General features: G+C 58.3%; 16 protein-coding genes. 11 read left to right on the forward strand and 5 right to left on the reverse strand.

The genetic code is table 11. From position 1 onward, the window contains the following. Window positions 1–34 precede the first annotated feature (34 nt). From atpE to DESU86_RS05990, 4 genes are all read left to right on the forward strand, one after another. Window positions 35–358, forward strand: a complete 324-nt coding sequence (atpE, locus tag DESU86_RS05975) for an ATP synthase F0 subunit C (RefSeq protein ID WP_179980215.1) — start codon at window positions 35–37, stop codon at window positions 356–358. Between the two features lie 831 nt (window positions 359–1189). Next, window positions 1190–1831, forward strand: coding sequence for a redox-sensing transcriptional repressor Rex (locus DESU86_RS05980; RefSeq protein ID WP_179980216.1), 642 nt, complete (start codon window positions 1190–1192; stop codon window positions 1829–1831). A 10-nt stretch (window positions 1832–1841) separates the two neighbouring features. Then, the gene (locus tag DESU86_RS05985) at window positions 1842–2639 is read left to right on the forward strand and encodes an adenosylcobinamide-GDP ribazoletransferase (protein ID WP_232088278.1); all 798 of its coding nucleotides are present in this window, start codon (window positions 1842–1844) and stop codon (window positions 2637–2639) included. Window positions 2640–2681: 42 nt separating this feature from the next. Next, window positions 2682–3260: a nitroreductase family protein gene (locus DESU86_RS05990; RefSeq protein WP_179980217.1), complete on the forward strand. Its 579-nt coding sequence runs from the start codon at window positions 2682–2684 to the stop codon at window positions 3258–3260. 465 nt (window positions 3261–3725) lie between these two features. Here DESU86_RS05990 and DESU86_RS05995 read toward each other — a convergent pair whose 3' ends face one another. Then, entirely contained in the window at window positions 3726–5096 is a 1371-nt protein-coding gene (locus DESU86_RS05995) for a GGDEF domain-containing protein (RefSeq protein WP_179980218.1), read from the reverse strand. 545 nt (window positions 5097–5641) lie between these two features. On the opposite strand from DESU86_RS05995, the gene DESU86_RS06000 reads away from it, so the two are divergent. The 4 genes from DESU86_RS06000 to DESU86_RS06015 all read left to right on the forward strand — a co-directional run bounded on the left by DESU86_RS06000 (window position 5642) and on the right by DESU86_RS06015 (window position 8877). Beyond that, the gene (locus tag DESU86_RS06000) at window positions 5642–6841 is read left to right on the forward strand and encodes an HD-GYP domain-containing protein (RefSeq protein WP_179980219.1); all 1200 of its coding nucleotides are present in this window, start codon (window positions 5642–5644) and stop codon (window positions 6839–6841) included. A gap of 617 nt (window positions 6842–7458) precedes the next feature. Then, window positions 7459–8025, forward strand: coding sequence for a hypothetical protein (locus DESU86_RS06005; protein WP_179980220.1), 567 nt, complete (start codon window positions 7459–7461; stop codon window positions 8023–8025). 18 nt (window positions 8026–8043) lie between these two features. After that, window positions 8044–8463 carry a hypothetical protein gene (locus DESU86_RS06010; RefSeq protein ID WP_179980221.1) on the forward strand — a complete coding sequence of 140 codons (420 nt, stop codon included), beginning with the start codon at window positions 8044–8046 and terminating at the stop codon, window positions 8461–8463. A gap of 273 nt (window positions 8464–8736) precedes the next feature. Then, entirely contained in the window at window positions 8737–8877 is a 141-nt protein-coding gene (locus DESU86_RS06015) for a hypothetical protein (protein WP_179980222.1), read from the forward strand. Between the two features lie 251 nt (window positions 8878–9128). Here DESU86_RS06015 and DESU86_RS06020 read toward each other — a convergent pair whose 3' ends face one another. Both DESU86_RS06020 and DESU86_RS06025 read right to left on the reverse strand, forming a co-directional pair. Next, window positions 9129–9842 carry an LrgB family protein gene (locus DESU86_RS06020; protein ID WP_179980223.1) on the reverse strand — a complete coding sequence of 238 codons (714 nt, stop codon included), beginning with the start codon at window positions 9840–9842 and terminating at the stop codon, window positions 9129–9131. Continuing rightward, window positions 9821–10216 carry a CidA/LrgA family protein gene (locus tag DESU86_RS06025; protein ID WP_179980224.1) on the reverse strand — a complete coding sequence of 132 codons (396 nt, stop codon included), beginning with the start codon at window positions 10214–10216 and terminating at the stop codon, window positions 9821–9823. Before DESU86_RS06025 ends, DESU86_RS06020 begins: the two co-directional genes overlap by 22 nt. A 129-nt stretch (window positions 10217–10345) precedes the next feature. Here DESU86_RS06025 and DESU86_RS06030 point away from each other — a divergent pair, with 129 nt between their 5' ends. Next, window positions 10346–11209: a LysR family transcriptional regulator gene (locus tag DESU86_RS06030; protein WP_179980225.1), complete on the forward strand. Its 864-nt coding sequence runs from the start codon at window positions 10346–10348 to the stop codon at window positions 11207–11209. Window positions 11210–11511: 302 nt separating this feature from the next. Here the strand turns inward: DESU86_RS06030 and thiE are convergent, their stop codons facing one another. Then, window positions 11512–12159, reverse strand: a complete 648-nt coding sequence (gene thiE, locus DESU86_RS06035; RefSeq protein WP_179980226.1) for a thiamine phosphate synthase — start codon at window positions 12157–12159, stop codon at window positions 11512–11514. 11 nt (window positions 12160–12170) lie between these two features. Next, a complete protein-coding gene (locus tag DESU86_RS06040; RefSeq protein WP_179980227.1) occupies window positions 12171–13166 on the reverse strand; it encodes a DUF362 domain-containing protein in 996 nt (331 codons plus the stop codon). A 392-nt stretch (window positions 13167–13558) separates the two neighbouring features. Here DESU86_RS06040 and DESU86_RS06045 point away from each other — a divergent pair, with 392 nt between their 5' ends. Together DESU86_RS06045 and DESU86_RS06050 are read left to right on the forward strand one after the other, a co-directional pair. Then, window positions 13559–16504: a mechanosensitive ion channel family protein gene (locus tag DESU86_RS06045; RefSeq protein WP_179980228.1), complete on the forward strand. Its 2946-nt coding sequence runs from the start codon at window positions 13559–13561 to the stop codon at window positions 16502–16504. A 107-nt stretch (window positions 16505–16611) separates the two neighbouring features. Next, complete coding sequence (locus tag DESU86_RS06050) at window positions 16612–16959, forward strand: cupin domain-containing protein (protein ID WP_179980229.1); 348 nt, start codon at window positions 16612–16614, stop codon at window positions 16957–16959. The last annotated feature ends 654 nt before the right edge of the window (window positions 16960–17613 follow it).

Consider the following 17613-nt stretch of genomic DNA (forward strand, 5'->3'; position numbering starts at 1 on the left):
CGACCCAACAATACAACAGTGCAAGGAGTGTCTCATGCGTAAACTTCTGATGATCGCCCTGAACACCGTGGCTCTGCTGGGTATGGCCAGCATGGCTTTCGCCGCCAACCAGCTCGACGCCTCGGCCCTTGGCTACACCTGCCTGGCCGCTGCTCTTGGCATCGGCATCGCCGCCTTCGGTTGCGGCATCGGCATGGGCCTTGGCCTGAAGGGCGCCTGCGAAGGCGTTGCCCGCAACCCTGACGTAAGCGGCAAGATCACCGGTACCATGATTTTGGCCTTCGCCTTTATCGAATCCCTGGCCATTTACGCTCTGGTTATCAGCTTCATCCTGCTGTACGCCAACCCCTACGCGTAGGGCTGGATCAGCTTTGCAAAAAAAGGAGGCTCCGGCCTCCTTTTTTTTTACCTTCTGCACCCCCGGCCCTGCAGCAGAAGAAAGGACGCGCCACGGCGGGTGGTGTTTTTCACAAAGAAAAAAATTAAATTTAGCGTCTCGCAGAATGCGAAAAATAGTACGGCCGGACAAAATCCCCCTGCCTGCCCTGAATGGACTGGCGATGGGCCTGTATTTTCCGCGTTTACATAGAACATTTTACCTTTGAAAAAGTGTAAATGCTCTAACGCTGCACTTTCGTGCAGCGCGCCACAACATGGCGTGGATTCAGCAGAAAATCGCATTTATCGGCTGAATGAACACTTTGAAATGCTTCTCATTTCAAAGTTGATCTGCTCAAGAATTTTTGCAGGATACGAAGGAACTTGGGGCTTGGGGCTTAACCTTTGTCGCCTTTTATAGTAGCATTTCACTCATAAAAATTCTTTTTGTAACATGCGCCCCGGCCCCTGTTTTACGGCCCGGGGATGTGCCAAAAGAACACAAGTGCGGCATGTATAACCAGCTATAATTGATGATAAAATACATGCAGCTATTCCCGGCCGCACACTGGACATCTTTTTATTATCTCATCGGCAGGTAGAGCCCGTCAATAGTTGTGTACTCAACTTAATAACGGTAGGTTGTTGCGAGGATTGCCACGGCATAGAATTGTATATATTTTATATGCTGTTGGAGATAGCAATACGATACAAGGCTCAGCTTGCACATTTACAGTTTTTTGATAGACACTTTCTTTCACGAGATGACATCTTCCCGTTGACAAGCTCGCGGCTTTCCAGAAGGTACACTATGGCTAACCAACCGAAAAGCAAACACATCCCTCGCGCAACCATTCAACGCCTGGCAACATACGTGCAGGTGCTTGAAAACTTTTCACGCGATAATGTGGAGGTCATTTCCTCCAATCCCCTGGCCGAGGCATGCGGAGTCAATGGCTCCCAAGTGCGTAAGGATCTGGCCTATTTTGGCGAATTCGGCATCCGCGGCGTAGGTTATCACGTAAAATCCCTCATTGCCGCCATCACTTCCTCGCTTGGTGTTGACCGCGAGTGGCGCATGGCCCTCATCGGCGTCGGCAACCTGGGTAAAGCCATTCTCAACCACAGTGAATTTCGCGCCCGCGGTTTCAATATCGTGGGCATATTCGATTGTGATCCCTTCAAGATCGGCGAAATCGTCCACGGTCTTGAGGTGCACTGCACCCGCGACCTCAAGGATATGGTCTCTGACCTCAATATTGAAATCGGCATCATCACCACGCCCCCCGAAAGGGCGCAAAGAGCCGCACAGCACCTCATGGACGCGGGCATAACCTCCATTCTCAACTTCGCCCCGGCCCGCATCAAGGTTCCCGAACGCATCAACGTGGAGTACGTGGACTTTTTCCACCATCTTTACGCCCTGGCGTTCAACCACCCCATGACCCGCTAGGACGTCAGCCTTGGCGCTGCCGCAACACCGTACATCATGGCCAGGACGTTGCTACGACGCCCTGGCTTTTTTGACGCGCCTTGTTCCGCCCCGGCCTGACTGCTCCGGCCGCGACCTTGGCCCCTGCCTGCCCTGTTACGGCCCGGCGGGCCTGTGCCTTGGCCTTGCCGTCACACTGCCCTGCTGGCTTTTTTTTCTGGTGCTGTGGCGACGCCCCCAGGCCGACCCCCTGCTGTGCGCGGCGCTTGCCGCCTGGCTCTGGATGGCCCTTGAGGTATGGAGCACACGCGGACTGCACTGGGACGGTCTCGCCGACCTTGGCGACGCAAGCGGCAGCGGGGCCCAGGGCGAACGGTTCTGGACCATCCTGCGGGACAGCCGCCTGGGAGCGTTCGGCGCTCTGCATCTTTTGCTGGCCTTTGGGGGCATGTGGCTCACTGTGTGCTGGCACATCCAGGCCGGGCAATGGCTCTGGCTCGTGGCGGCTCCTGCCTGGGGCAGAGCCTGCGTAATCTGGCTGGCGGCCCTTGCGCCGCCCCGCGAACCGGATTCACTGGGGGGCCTCACCTGCGCGGGCGCGAGCCCCGCACTGGCCGGATGGTACGCCCTGGCAGCCCTGCTGGCACTCTGCGGGCTGGCCCTGCTTGGCCACCATGCATGGTGGCGCGTGCCCGTCACCGCGCTTGGACAGTTTTTTATCCTGCGTCAGATTGCGACACTTGCGCGCAGCAGGGGCGGCATTTCCGGCGATTTTCTGGGCGCGGGCATCCAGTGGGGGCAGTTGTGGTTTCTGGCAAGTACGGTGTAGAGTAGGGTCAGTTCATTTGCCTGGGCAACCAAGGAGGAACCCATGAATTTCAGAGAGTTGGCGGAAAAGGCCAGAACCTGCCGCCGTTTTTATGAAGACCGGCCCCTGACCATGGCAGACCTGGAGTGGCTTGTGGACTGCGCCCGTCTGGCCCCTTCGGCCAAAAACGCGCAGGAACTGCGCTTCAGCCTGGTCGCGCATGGCGAAACCTGCCACAAGCTGTTTCCCCTGACCCGCTGGGCAGGAGCCCTCAAAGACTGGGGCGGCCCCCATCCCGGCGAGCGCCCCACGGGCTTCATCGCCATTCTCATGCCCCAGGGCGGCGGGGAACTGACGTTCTATGATGTGGGCATAGCTGCCCAAACCATACAGCTTGCCGCCAGCAGCCGCGATTGGGGCTGCTGCATCATCAAGTCCTTTGATCATCAGGCTGTCCCCGAACTTTTGCAGGTTCCTGCCGATCTCAAGGTGGCGCTTGTTCTTGGTTTGGGCGTTGCCAAGGAAAAACGCGTGGTCGCCCCCATGCCCGCCGACGGCGCGTGCGGCTACTGGCGCGATGCCGAGGGCCTGCACCATGTGCCCAAGCGGACGCTTGAAGACCTGATCGCATCCCGTTTTTAGAGCATTTTAACTTTGAAAAAGTGTAAATGCTCTAACGCTGCACGACAGTGCAGCGCGCCACAACGTGGCGTGGATTCAGCCGAAAATCGCATTTTTCGGCTGAATGAAAACTTTGAAATGTGAAGCATTTCAAAGTTAATCTGCTCTAGAGCATAACCTTTATTTAGGGTACACTGTACTGGACGCCTTGGCCGTACCCAGCGCAGAACAAAAAAGCACGAGGGCTGCCCCACTACTGGCAGCCCTCGTTTTTTGTACGCCTTGCGTCTGGCAGTATTATCCGACTCTTTACGTCCGGACCCTGACACTAGCAGCCGGTGCGTGCATGCCACGAAATGCAGCACCATGGCGCTTGGTTGACACAGCACACTACAAGACACACGCCACGACGTACAAATTCAATACCGCTATGTATGCTGGTTGAACGCATGCTATCCTGAACGCCGGGGTGGAGGCCCCCGGCGCTCAGGACCCATTCCCGTAAAGGCAAAGAATGCTGGACTTTCCTTTGCCCCCTTCCTTGGCAATATACAGGGCCTTGTCTGCGGTCATATAGAAATCGTCATAGGTGTGACGCCCGCCCGGGCTGTAGGCCACACCAGCGCACGCATTTACGCGCACTCCGCAAGCAAGGGGTTCCTCAAGCTTAAGGATGATCCTTTCGTAGATTTTTTCGATCCGCTCCAGAGGCAAGTTCCGCGCAAATGCGGCAAACTCATCGCCGCCCAGGCGAAACACCACGTCATCCCTGCGAAAAACCTGGCGCAGCACCGCGGCAAAAGCCCTGAGCACTGCGTCTCCTGAGGAATGACCCAACGAGTCGTTAATGCTTTTGAAATCGTCAAGATCAAAGATGAACATGGCGGCGCTGCTTTGCCTGCCCTCTTCCTGCTCTCCCAGCCTGAGGGTGATAAGGCTCTCGCCGGCGGCACGGTTGTAAATGCCGCAAAGGGCATCTTTTTCCGCCCGGTTACGCAGGTCAGCGCGCTCTTTTACACGATCATGCGCGTCCTTGAGAAAGCCTATTATGCACACGTCCCGCGTCTGCGGGTCGGGGTAGCCCACCAGGGTCAGACTGTGCCACGTGTAGGCGGCGTTAAGGCGAACCCGCGCGCGCACTTCGCGGGTACAGTCCATGAGGCCGTTACGCACAAGACTGGCCATTTCACCAATCTTGTCGTCCTGCCCCGGGGCGAAAATTCCCTGCTGCAACAGGGCTTCCGGCACGCTGCGCCCCTTGAACAGCTTGCCGTACCTCGTCATGCTTTCTTCCAGGTTTGCTATGGCCTGCGTGGCATGGTCCATCTGAAAAACCACGTCCACCGCGCTGTGTAAAAGCGCCTCAAGCTTCTGCCGGTTTTTTTCTCGCTCTTTTTCCAGCTGCACGTGTTCGGTCACATCCTGAAAAAGGCAGGTGCAATACCCGAACTGCGGTTGATGGCAGGTCACCATAAGGTGTCTGCCGAGAGCGGGCCAAAAATCCGTAAGCTCCTGCACGCGACCATGGCAGGAGGTTTCCCAGAACGCATACAGCCACTTTTTATCCAAATTTATCCGGGAATTGATAAGCGAAAAGCCGATGAACCTTTCGCGGCAGGCGCCGAAAAGCGAAAAAAGCGCCTGGTTGCCGTAGACAGGCACAAGGTCGCTGGGGCGCCCCATCATATCAAGGTCAACACGCACCACGGCAATGGCTTGCGGCAGGCCCTGCAAAAAATCAAGATGGAAGTTATTTGCCATACCCTTGTCAGAGGAGACCAGGGTGACTCGTTCGTTGCGTGGGCGTCCGGCGGTCTTCATTGCGAAGTTCCGGGCGCATGATGAAGCTTGTTCCATATGATCCCCGCGGGGTTGGAGGGGACAATTTGTGGGGTGACTTTTGCGCATCGCGCTGCCATCCGGCAACACTCTAAAGAATCTATATACAATTTCAGATATAGGAAACCCTGCCAATCCTGTCAATTCGTTTTAGTAAAATTTTTAAAAAAAAATTCCTTTATTTTTAAGTATGATACGGTAAATGCCGTTGCTAGTCTTCAAATACACACAAGAAATCCATATTTACCATAGCATGTTCGAATGACTGGCCTCTGCCTTTCGGTATGGGTAAACAGAAAAAATTCAACGCCGTCACACTGTTCCCTAACTAGAGCAGAGTACCTTTGAAAAAGTGTGCATGCTCTGTCGGGCGCGCGCTGAAAAAGGCAGGTCAGCGACCTGCAGGACCCTGTGAGGCGCTCTGAGGACAAGCACCAGCGCGCGAGGCTCCGGCTGGCCTGCGTCATTCCAGTGATTTTTTGCGTGCCGCGCATTGCGGCCCAATACCCGCGCGGAGCGCGGCCTGATACACCACAACTCTGGCACAGCACACGTTGCAGCATATGTCTGAACACGCAAAACCCTCCCGAATAGCCATTTCAGATGCTGTACCTGGAATGTATACCGTTGATCCTGGCGTCTCGTGGCTTGAATATCCCATGCTCTATATGCAGGAAGGGTTTCTCACAACGCAAAGCGCCATCTCCGACATTGCCAGGCAGGGCTATACTGAAATCTGCCACGATCCCAATCGGTTTCGCCAATATCATGACCTTGACGCCGGGCTTTCCACCGTCAACATCCCATGGCCGAGCCAAAGCGTTTCGGCGGCTCCACTGGGCGAGGAAATCCCCAGGGCACGAGCGGTATATGCCGATGCGTTCGAACACATACGAGAGCTGATGCAGGATACCCAGGGAAAACCCGTGAACATGGCGGCCTCGCGGCCCTGCGTCGAAGCTGTCATCCAGAGCCTCAACCGCAACCGGGACGCGCTCATAGCCCTGACAAAGCTCAAAAAAAGCGACAAGGACACCCACACGCACTCTGTCAACGTGGCCATAATAGCCATAGCCTATGCCCAGTATCTCGGGCTGCCGCAAGACAAGCTGCACCTTGTGGGGCTGTCCGGGCTTTTTCATGATTACGGAAAAATATTCATCCCCAAGGTAGTGCTGAACGCCCCGCGCAAACTCACCCCTGCGGAACGGACAGTCATGCAGGCCCATGTGGAGCTTGGCCACGCCCACCTCGCCAGGGAGAAAGACGCAAATCACGAAATATTGCAAGGCGTGCTGCAACATCACGAGAAGTACGACGGCACAGGGTATCCCAACCGCCTGAAAGGCAACACCATAAGCATCTATGGCCTCATCCTCTCGCTGAGCGACCATTATGACGCTCTTTCCTCCCAGCGCGTCTACAAAGACCCCATGCCTGCCAATGTGGCCCTGGCTGTCATGTACAAAATGCGGAACCAGGTATGGGCGCCGGGCTATGTGGAGCGTTTTATCAAGATGCTGGGAATCTACCCGACCGGAACGCCCGTACAGCTATCGAACGGCGAGCGCGGCGTAGTTTGCCACACAAACCCGGACTTTCCGGCCCTGCCCACGGTCATAGTCGCCCTGGGCCCTGGCGGGATATCCGTTCGGCCCTACCTGCGGGATCTGAGTGAAGAGCCGGGACTTGAAATTGAACGGTCGCTTGCCGGAGCCGACGCTGCGCGGATGGACATAGGCTTGCTGCTGTCGCAAGCATGACTGGAGCAGATCAACTTTGAAATGAGAAGCATTTCAAAGTTTTCATTCAGCCGAAAAATGCGATTCGCAATAACCATCAGCAGGCTGGTCGCTCTATTAACCAATTGCTGTCTTTGCGGCAGTCGTTGGCGAGTCTGCGAGCCTTACGAATGGCGACAGCGATTACGCAGAATAAGATGTATAGTTACTCATGCTGTCTTTATCCGTAGCTTCCTGCGTCGCAACGGCTAAAGCGCGGCTGAATCCACGCCACGTTGTGGCGCGCTGCACGAAAGTGCAGCGTTAGAGCATTTACACTTTTTCAAAGGTAAAATGCTCTATAAGACTTCGACTGCACGCCCCCGCCACGCCCACGGCTCGCGCCACGCCCCCGCCCGACATGGCAGAGGAGCAGAACAGGGGCATGGCATGAAAACCCCGTGGGCAGGCATGCCAACACTCCCACGGCATCCTGATGCGTGCGCATGGTGGTGACCGGCCTGCCCCATTACGCGCCACAGGCAAACCGTCATGCCCGGCCTTGCCGCGCTCACCCACCGCCCGATGCCGGATACCTGCTGGCAATTCAAAGCAAATGACGCTAGCCTTGACGCATGACAGCCCACCAGGAGGATGGCGTGCGAAAATTTTGTATCAGCCTGTTTGCCGTCATAGTGGCGGCGCTCCTATACACCCCGGCCCTGGCCAACCCGCAGGACAGCCTCCGCAAGCTGGCTGCGGGCGTATGGGCCTTTCAGGCCCAGAACAAGGAGGGCCTGCCGCCCTGTCCGCTGACGGAAGACGAAGCAAAAGAACTCACGGCCTGGCTTGACGCGGAATACCGCAGGCAGGGGCAGGAACTGGGCCAGGAGCAGGCCGCCGTGATGGCGGGCGCGCTGGCAGGCTACGCCGCTGCCACAAAAGGCCCCCAAAAAGTGGGCAAAAACAAACAGAACGCAGGCTCTGTGCCTGAATTTGATATTCCCGCCTACTGCAAAAGCGTGGCCATGGGCAGCCCCCTTATCGAATCCGGCTGCTTTGATGCGGAGCGCGAAGCCAGAACGGCCATTGCAACCATGACCGACCTGCCGGAAAACATTCTGCGCCACTGCACGGATGTGGCTCAGACAGGCCGGGGAAGCTATACGGTCATGCAGCATTGCATCAACGAAGAAATGAATGCCAAAAAGCGGATGGGCCCATAGCCCGCTGCAGGAGGTTTTATGATGAAAAAATTTGCATGGCTCTTTATCGTCCTGCTGCTGACTGGTTGCGGCAGCAATCTTGAAAAGCTTGACGGCAAGTGGCGGGGCGACCCTGCGGGCACTGTGGCGCTGGCAAGCCCCGAAGTTCGCAAGGATTTTGCCGATATTCCCCTTGTGTCCAAGATGCTTGAAGGCCTTGTGCAAAACCTTCGTGTGGACGTTGACGCCAGAAACAAGACCATTGCCTTTGCACTTGGCGGCGTTGCCTATACCGGGGGATTTACCGTCGTGGCCGACAAGGGCGACACCATCACCCTCAAAAACGACAACGGCAACACCCTCAACTTTGTCCTCAAGGATCCCAACACCATCATCCTTAAAAATGACGGCAAGACTGACGGAAAGTTCGACCAACTGGTATTCAAGCGCGTGGAATAGCACGCGCCAAAGCGCCGAAGCGCGGATGGCAGAAATGCCGCACATGCCGCAGACGGCGGAGAACCGGCAGGGAATGGGCACTACCGCCCTGTGCCAGTTCTGCGTTGCGCGCGCTGGCGCGCCCAGCAGTCTGAAGCCCTAATAAAACCAGACCCCGCCCGGGGTATGTGCCGGGCGGGGTTGCAAGGAAGCTCACTGGGTTGAGCATGGACGTCAGGCGGGCGCTCTGGGTTGCGCCCGCCTGACGCGTGGGGGTTGTCACAGGAGGAGGGTGTGGACAATCCAATCTGCGGTCAGCCCCTGCCTGGAGGGCTGGCCTGCTTTACCTTTAGCGGGAGCAACAAGCTATTGGCAAAAGCCGTGCCAGCCATGGAAAATCTGTTTAACTCCAAGCTTTTTATAAATAATTTATAGAAGTGCCACTGGGGCTTCATCCTGGGGGTGCGACAATTTTACTCACGATTTCGTGACATATGAGTAAAAATTACGCACCACCGCTTGCACACCACAGGCAAATTCCCGGCCCCCCCGCTTTAAACCTAAAAATTTTTTGCAACATACTAAGAAACAATAAAAATTTTAGGGGGTGGGGGTGGGGGGGAGGGACCCTTTTATAAAAGGGTCCCTCCCCCACAAGACATTTCAATGTGCCGACACTCTATAATCTAGCCCAAAACCGGCACGCGCATCAGCAGCGAAACCGCAACAGGAGCCAGGGCTGCGGTAAAAATACCCGCAAGTATGAGCGCCAGTCCGCCCATGGCCCCCTGCTCTTCTCCTTCCTGCAAAGCCGCCGCCGTGCCCTGGGCATGGGATACCGTGCCCAGGGCCAGCCCCCTGGCAAAGGGATCGGCCACACGCGCCAGATTCAAAGTCCACCCGCCGATAAGGGAACCAAGCGTGCCCGTTGCCACCACAAATGCCGCCGTCAGCGACGATATGCCGCCGTACATTCCCGCGACCTCAATGGCAAAAGGAATGGACGAGCTCTTGGGAAGAATGGATATGACCACCTCCTGCGGCAGACCGCCCACCCGTGCCAGCAATCCTGCCGAGAACATAGACACAAAGGTTCCCGCGCACACGCTGCCCATGATGGCAAGCGCGTAGCGCAAGAGCACGCGGCGGTAACGGTACAGGGGCAGGGCCAGAGCCACCGTGGCCGGGCCGATGAAGGCTGTCATGATTTTTGCCGAGGGTTCGTAAACCGCGTAGGGAATGTCAAAAAACACCAGCACGGCGATCACGGCGGCGGCTCCAAGAGCCACGATATTCAGCAGAGGATGCTTGTAGCGCAGGTACAGCGCGCGCACCGCCATATAGGCCAGCAAAGTGCCCAGAATGCACAGCACCGTGCTTACGCTTGCGTAGGATTGCATGTCTCGCCCTCCCCCTTGCGCGCCCTGCGGCGCAGTGCCCTGCCCAGCAAACCCACGGTCAGCAAGGGCAAAATGGCGCTGATGACAATGGCGATCAACAATATCCAGCCATATTCATAAAAAACGCCGCCCCACTGCATGAGGCCCACGGCCACGGGCACAAAGAAAAACACCATGTGCTTGAGCAAAAAATTGGCCGCCGTGCTGATGTGCTGCTCCTTGATGACCCCTGTGAGCAAAAGGAAAAAAAGCACCACAATGCCAAAAACATTGCCCGGCACCGGCAGGCCCACGGTGCGCACCAGCCAGTCCGAGCCCCAGAACAGGCCCGCCAGAATGGCCATCTGCCATAAAAACTTCCACGTCTCTTTCATGTCTGCCTACCGTCAAGGTTGAACACGACGCAGACAACCGCGCCGCTTGCCATTGCTCGCAGAGTATATAATAGTCACATTCATTACAAATGAATAAAAATGACAATAACCGTCAAAATTGGTGAACATATGGAACTGACAGACCTGCGAACCCTTGTCAGCGTTATGGAGGCGGGCAGCATCACCGCCGCAGCCAAGGAGCTGAACCGTGTGCCCTCGGGCGTGACCACGCGCATTCTCCAGCTGGAGGAAGAACTGGGGGTGCCGCTTTTTCTTCGGGAGAAAAAACGGCTCTACCCCACGGACAAGGCGCACACTCTCTACGGTTACGCCCGCAAGATACTGGCCATGGTGGATGAGGCGGAAGACCGCGTCAGGGGCATGGCGCCGGGCGGCAAATTCCGTATCGGCGCGCTGGAAAGCGCGGCGGCTGTACGCCTGCCTGAAGTGCTGGCGCGGCTGCACGCGGGCTACCCGCAAATCTCGCTGGAACTGGTCATCGGCACCAGCCGATCGCTGTATGAAGACATGCTGGAAAACAGGCTGGACGCGGCCTTTGTGGTGGACATGCCCGAGGACGACCGGCTGGAGCGCATGGACGCCTTTGCCGAGGAACTGGTGGTCATCGCGCCCGAAGGCCACGCCCCCATTCGCTGCCCCGAGGACATTGGCCGCAAGACAGTGCTGGCCTTTCAAGGGGGCTGCGCCTACCGCAACCGCCTGGTCAACTGGTTCCGGGCCTTCGGCCGCGAGCCGGAACGCATAGCGGAACTGGCCTCCTATCACGCCATTGTGGGTGGCGTCATTGCCGGCATGGGCGTGGGCGCTGTGCCGGAATCAGTGCTGCCCCTCTGCCGGACCGAGGGCATTCTTTCCGTGCATCCGCTCAAACACACCCTGTGCACGGCCACCACGGAACTGGTCTGGCGCAAGGGCATGCTTTCCGCCAATATGACGGCCCTGCGGCAGTGCCTTCACAAACAGGAAGCCTGAAAGTAGAGCCGTGGGTCTTTGAAATGCTTTGTGGGGGAGGGACCCTTTTGCAAAAGGGTCTCCTCCCCCACACCCCCACCCCCTAAAACTCTTAGTATATCTTGCCATATTATAAAGCGTTTTTACTCTGAAACGGGGTTCCAGTGACGGCCTCTTTCAGCACACCATAGCAAAGTATATCTGCTCCAAACCCGCAAGGATGCTTCTCTGCACACGCGGCAGGCGCACGAACAAAGGCGGGACTCTTTGTCAGCAACAGAGAGTCCCGCCTTTCGCAAAAACTGATTGCCCGTGAGCCTGTCTTAGCCGCGCAAACCCTTGGCCATGGCTTCACGCACGGCCCTTACGCTGGCGGCGATATCAGGCGCGCCCACCAGTTCGGACACAAGGCAGCAGCAACGCGCGCCGTGGCGCGCCACATCGCCGATATTATGGGTCTTGATGCCCCCAATGGCCACAAAGGGCAGATCGATGTTGGCGGCAACCCAGTCCAGATAGTCAAAACCCACTGGGGCCACCACGTCTTCCTTGGTCTGTGTGGCGAAGATGGGCCCCACGCCCAGATAGTCCGCCCCAAGCCCCCTGGCAGCCAGCGCCTGCTCCGGCTCATGCGTGGAAAGGCCGATTATCGCGTCCGGCCCCACAAGACTGCGCACTTCGGGCACAGGCAGATCCTCCTGTCCCACGTGCACGCCGTCAGCCCCGACCAGCATGGCTATGTCGATATGATCATTGACGATAAAGCAGGCTCCAGCCTCCCTGGTCAGGCGGCGCAGCAGGCGGCATTCCTCAAGCATTTCACCGCCTTTGAAGCACTTTTCGCGGTACTGCAAAATGCGCACGCCTGCCCCCAGCAGGGCTGAGGCCACTTCCTCAAGCGGGCGGCCCAGAGAAAGACGCGAATCCGTGATGGCATATATATCCGTTTCACCGGGAAGAATTCTGGCCATGTTCGGCTCCCTTATTTTTTAACGGCTGCGATGACGCGGCGTAGACAACTCTGCACAAAACGTGCGGGATGAAAGGACGTGTGGGAGAGTTCTCTGGGCAACTCAAAACCGCGCGCGTCGAAATTTTCGGGACGCAGCAGGGGAAAGGTCACTTCCGTGCCCGACGCGGCGCTGCCCTGCGCCTTACGGCGTACCAGGGCGGCCCCAAGAGGCACGGCCTCGGGCGCAAGCCCGAAGACGGCGTACAGGGCTTCATCCAGGGCCACGGCCGAGGCGCTGGCCCCCATCAAATGCAGCACAAAAGGCTTGCCCCCGGACGGCCCGGTGACGTGCATGGCCACGCCGCCGTCGGCCAGAGCCGCCACTGGCGGCAAAACAGCCCACAGGGCGGCCAGGCAGTCCGCAAAATACGCAGGATCGCGCCCCTCGCGGGCATGGGCCACAGCCTTGTGCAGCCCGCTCACGCAGCCAAAACAGTTCTTGACCGCCAGGGTAAGCAGCATCTGACCGTGCGCCTTGACCCGTGGCAAAGAAAGAATGAAATCGCACTCATGCACGGCGCGCGCCACATGAAAGCGCGTTCCCCCCTTGCCGGAATGCGCCGATCGGGAGCCTGGCGGCAGGGGCAGCGTTACGGGCACGGGACTGTCGAGCTCACGCACGTCAAGGCCCAGGGGCCGCAGGGCGCTCTCAAGCCCGATGGCGCGCGCCACCGACCGCGCACGGCCAAAGCCCGGCGAATCCGCCACGGCCATCTGCGCGCCGTGGTCGCGCAGCCAGCGGCAGGCGGCGGCCACCACCCCCGGCGAGGTGCACGCCAGCGACTTGCTCATGAGCAGATTGGGCTTCACAAGCACCTTGGTTCCCACCTTGAGGGAGCACTCCTGCGCGATGCGGGCGGCGTCCAGCACTTCTCCCACCAGTTGGTCAAGGGAGCGGCGGTCGTAACCTTCGCAACGGGCAAGAGCCACGGGCACGGCATGGGCTGAAACTGACGGTTTTTCCATTGGCCGAATATGCCGCTGTGCGGTCGCCTTGTCCAGCCCCGACCGCGCCCGATTCCCTGCGGCAGCCCTGCAGACCGCTACGCCTCACAAGCTTGCCGCATGGATGCGCCTGTATGCCCGTTTTTGGACATGGCGCACTTCCGCGCGGCCGCGCAGGCCTTTGGCGCGCCCAACGACAGGCGGGCACGTCATGCGCGGGCACGTCATCGCGGCATGGCGCAAGGGGCCGCCGGGATTCTGCCGCCCTTGCGCTCTTTTCAAAGTCCGGATCTTGGCGTATGCATTCAGAACGGCGTAATGGCAATGATGTTACGCCGTTTTCCTGCAGCCCACGGGAGAAATCCCCCTCCGGGCAGTGATGAAAAATCCGGCATATCCTCTTGAGGTCGTTCATGCACTCCATATCCCGTTTTCTTGCTTTTTTTCTGCTGATCCTTTGCTGTTTCATGACGGAACAGCGGGCACTGGCCGCCGACGCGGCCGCGCCGCAAGAACCGGCCACCACCACCGAAAAATCCAAACAGGACACTGCCGCCCCCGCAAGCGGCAACCCTGCCCGTAGCGCCGACACGACGCCCGCGCCCGCCGCGCAGCCGGAACCCCCGGTTGCCGTGCCCGTAAGCCCCGAAGGCGCGCCCCCGGCCGCCTCTTCTGCACCTGTCGTGCCTCCGGCCGCCTCTTCTGCGCCTGTCGCACCTCCGGCCGAATCCGCCCAGCCTGCGACGTCCACAACCGGAACCGGCGCGGCAACCCCCGCGTCACAACCGGAAAAAGTGGAGAAAAAAGAGCCTTCCAAGCCCAAGGTCGAAAAAAAGCCTGCCTCCAAGCCCAAGACCGAGAAAAAAGAAACCGCCGCGCCCAAGACCGACAAGGGTGAAGCCCGCCCTGCCGGAACCGACAAAAAAGAGGCGCAAGGCGACGAGCAGGCGGCCGAGCCGGAAGAGGAAAAAGGCGGCGTGCTGCACGACCCCTGGTCCATGGTCTGGAGCAACCAGCACAACATGCTTGATGAGGTCAACGCCAAGGCTCTGGCCATGAGCGACACCTTTGGCGACCGCGCCTTCAACGTGAGCGAAAAGGTGCAGCCCTTTATTGAAGAGGCGCGCCGTCTGCTTGTGTTGAGCAATACCTATAAAAACTGGCCCAACGCCATGGAGGCCGTCAGCCGCCGCCTGACGGTGACCATAACGGAAGTGAACAAGATCCTCGCGCCCCTGATGGCCGCGCGCGGGGAGTCGCAGGCCCTGCTTGAGCGCATCAGCTATCTTGCCGACAGCCTGCCCGAAGACCTGCACGATGAGCGCCTGAGCCCTGAAATGCAGGAATACATCCGCTCGCTCGCCATGACCCGCCTGCGGCTTACAGCGGTGCTGGCCCAGTACGACACGGCCCTGGCCCCGTCGCTGGCCCTGCTCAACCGGCTGGAAAAAACCCGTGAAGAAATCGCCACCCAGCTTCCCGCCCTGTGGAAGGACTATTATCTGCAAAAGCCGGTTCCCTGGCTCAGCACGTCGGCCTGGACGGATTTTTCCAAGCAGATGACCTATTCCTATCAGGGCATGCTGCTGCGCATCCCCGTTGAGGTGCCCATAACGCTGGAAAGCTGGGGCACGGCCGTGCTGCGGTTTTTCGTCTGCCTGCTGTTCACGGGCGTCATTACCGTGATGTTCTCACGCCGCTGGCTCAACGAAAAATCCACCCCTGCGGTCAGACACATCTTTCATGTAACCCTGCCCTGGCTTTGTGTGGGCCTGGCCCTTCTTGGCAGTTCACTGTCCGCGTCGGGCGAGTTTTTCAGGCTGTTTCTGGCCTTCGGCAACCTGAGCCTCATTGTGGCCCAGATATATCTGGCCTGGGATCTGCGGCGGCTCAAATATCCCGAGGTGCAGCTTGAGCGCTCGCCCCTCTGGCATCTTATCCCGCTGACCCTGTGCGCCTATGTGCTTGTATACCTGCCGCTGGTCAAGCCGCTGGTGGTTCTTATCTGGATGGCCCTGCTCATTGTGGACATCGTCCGCATGCGCCGCCGCAAGGAACAGGATCTCGGCCCCCTGCACGCGGAAACGTCGGTGCTGGAAACAGAACCCGTGGTGCTGTGGATATGCCTCGTCATGAGCATTTTCGGCCTGCACCTGTACAGCATGGTGCTCTACCTCTGCTTCGTGTCCTGCTCCCTTGCGCTGCAACTGTCGCTGGGCGGCATGAGCTTTGTGACCACCGTAAGCGAAAAGCTGCCCCAGGAGGGCGTGCGCGCCGCTCTGGCCCACATGGCCGTTGCCCTGGCCGCTCCCGTGGTGCTGGTTGTGGCCTTTGTGGGCGTCACCCTGTGGGTGGGCACCCTGCCCGGCGGCCTGCCCCTGCTGCAATACTACATCCTGCGGGGCGTCAATGTGGGGGCCACGCAGTTCAACATCCTGCATTTGCTCATGATTGTCAGCGCCTTCTACATCACGCGCACAGCCGTGAGCATGGGCTCCCGCTTTCTGGGCCGTCTGCCCAAGCAGGGCCTGCAAATAGACGCCACCCTCATACCCCCCATACAGACGGCGTTTTCCTACGCCCTCTGGTGCTTCTTCGGCCTTTTCGTGCTCAAGGCCCTTGGCATGGAACTGAGCAACCTCGCCATGGTGGCTGGTGGTCTTTCCGTGGGTATCGGCTTTGGCATGCAGACCATTGTCAACAACTTCCTTTCCGGCCTCATCCTGATTTTCAGCCGCACGCTGCAAGCTGGCGACGTGGTGGAAGTGGGCGGCACCCAAGGGCGGGTACGCAAGATCAGCGTGCGCGCCACCATGGTGGAAACCTTTGACAATGCCCTGATCATCGTGCCCAACTCGGAATTTGTGGCCAGCCGCCTCATCAACTGGACGCGCAACAGCCGCACCGTGCGCAAGGAGATCAAGATAGGCGTCGCCTACGGCAGCGACACTGCCGTGGTCATGCGCATCTTGCTGGGCACGGCCAACGCCAACAGCAATGTGCTCAAGTACCCCCCGCCAGCCGTGAACTTTGCGGACTTTGGCGCCAGCACCCTTGATTTCAGCTTGACCTTCTGGGTACGCGACTATGACGTGGGCTCTTCCACCGCGTCGGACATCCGCCTGGAAATAGAAAAAGAGTTTCGCAAGCAGCGTATTGAAGTGGCCTTCCCGCAGCTGGATGTCCACATCAAGGATATTGCGCCCCGCCTGAAAAGCGCCCGCCCGTCATCGGAACAACCGGTAAGCAGGCGGCCCACCAGGCGTCCCCGGCGCAGGCCATCCGCCCCGACGGGAGCGGACGGCGTAACGGCCAAGCCCGCACAGGGCAAGGCCGAGGATGACGAAGACGAATCATAGGCAAGGCAAAACGCGTCCGGCCCGGCCCGCCACCGCCTGGGACCGTTATGCGTTACAGTTGCAGCCCCGCTAGGGCCGCAGCCAAACCCAAGGCACAAGGAGAACATATGATCTATCGCGCTGATGCTCTTGACGGATTTGAAAAAGAAATGTTCGGCGGCCCCGGAACCACCAAGTTCACCAAGATCGTCAATGAAGAAGGCCTCGCCGGCAAGGGCCGCCTGTTCAACGTGGTGAACCTCAAGCCCGGCTGCGCCATTGGCAGCCACAAGCACAGCGGCGAACTGGAAATCTACTATGTGCTCAAAGGCCAGGGAACCTATAACGACAACGGCACGTCCATACAGGTCAAAGCCGGCGACGTCACTGTCTGTAACGACGGCGAGGTGCACGGCATCCTCAACAGCGGCACCGAAGATCTGGATATGATCGCCCTTATCCTGTTCACGAAATAGCATTGGGCAGCGCCCCGGCAGACTTGTCTGCCGGGCGTACGCCGGTGCGAGGTTTCGTTGAAATGCTTTGTGGGGGAGGGACCCTCTTAGACCAGATTAACTTTGAAATGCTTCACATTTCAAAGTTGTCATTCAGTCGAAAAATGTGATTTTCGGCTGAATCCACGCCACGTTGTGGCGCGCTGCACTCTCGTGCAGCATTAGAGCATTTAATTTTTATCAAAGTTAAATGCTCTAAAAAAGGGTCTCCTCCCCCACGCCCCCTCCCCCTAAAACTCTTGGTGTAATTTCGTATATGCCAATGAATTTTCTGGTCTGGGGGGGCATTACAGCAGAAGCAAAGCCTTCCTGCACATTTTCTGTGCTCCTCTGCCTCAAGGCTTGAACGCAAAAACACTGGAGAAGCCGCCCGGCTTCTCCAGTGTTTTTTTTGTTCTGCCCCGTTTTTGGGGGCGATGGTGTTTTCGACCTATGGCGTTTTCTACAACACGATGCCGAGCGTCACTTGGGTATTTCAGCCTGCCGTGTCCATACGGCTGTTCCGCAGAGAGCCGTTAATTCCTTTCATTCGCAAACTGCTCCAGGTTGATCCATTTCATTCGCGAACTGCTCAAGACAGTGTCGTCACGAGATGAATTTTCAGTTATACCCGTC

It is taken from the genome of Desulfovibrio sp. 86 (assembly GCF_902702915.1).
Lineage (GTDB): Bacteria > Desulfobacterota > Desulfovibrionia > Desulfovibrionales > Desulfovibrionaceae > Desulfovibrio.

Coding starts and splice junctions, on each gene's coding strand:
- atpE (WP_179980215.1), top strand. CDS start 35: ATGCGTAAACTTCTGATGATCGCCCTGAACACCGTGGCTCTGCTGGGT.
- DESU86_RS05980 (WP_179980216.1), top strand. CDS start 1,190: ATGGCTAACCAACCGAAAAGCAAACACATCCCTCGCGCAACCATTCAA.
- DESU86_RS05990 (WP_179980217.1), top strand. CDS start 2,682: ATGAATTTCAGAGAGTTGGCGGAAAAGGCCAGAACCTGCCGCCGTTTT.
- DESU86_RS05995 (WP_179980218.1), bottom strand. CDS start 5,096: ATGGAACAAGCTTCATCATGCGCCCGGAACTTCGCAATGAAGACCGCC.
- DESU86_RS06000 (WP_179980219.1), top strand. CDS start 5,642: ATGTCTGAACACGCAAAACCCTCCCGAATAGCCATTTCAGATGCTGTA.
- DESU86_RS06010 (WP_179980221.1), top strand. CDS start 8,044: ATGATGAAAAAATTTGCATGGCTCTTTATCGTCCTGCTGCTGACTGGT.
- DESU86_RS06020 (WP_179980223.1), bottom strand. CDS start 9,842: ATGCAATCCTACGCAAGCGTAAGCACGGTGCTGTGCATTCTGGGCACT.
- DESU86_RS06025 (WP_179980224.1), bottom strand. CDS start 10,216: ATGAAAGAGACGTGGAAGTTTTTATGGCAGATGGCCATTCTGGCGGGC.
- DESU86_RS06030 (WP_179980225.1), top strand. CDS start 10,346: ATGGAACTGACAGACCTGCGAACCCTTGTCAGCGTTATGGAGGCGGGC.
- thiE (WP_179980226.1), bottom strand. CDS start 12,159: ATGGCCAGAATTCTTCCCGGTGAAACGGATATATATGCCATCACGGAT.
- DESU86_RS06040 (WP_179980227.1), bottom strand. CDS start 13,166: ATGGAAAAACCGTCAGTTTCAGCCCATGCCGTGCCCGTGGCTCTTGCC.
- DESU86_RS06045 (WP_179980228.1), top strand. CDS start 13,559: ATGCACTCCATATCCCGTTTTCTTGCTTTTTTTCTGCTGATCCTTTGC.
- DESU86_RS06050 (WP_179980229.1), top strand. CDS start 16,612: ATGATCTATCGCGCTGATGCTCTTGACGGATTTGAAAAAGAAATGTTC.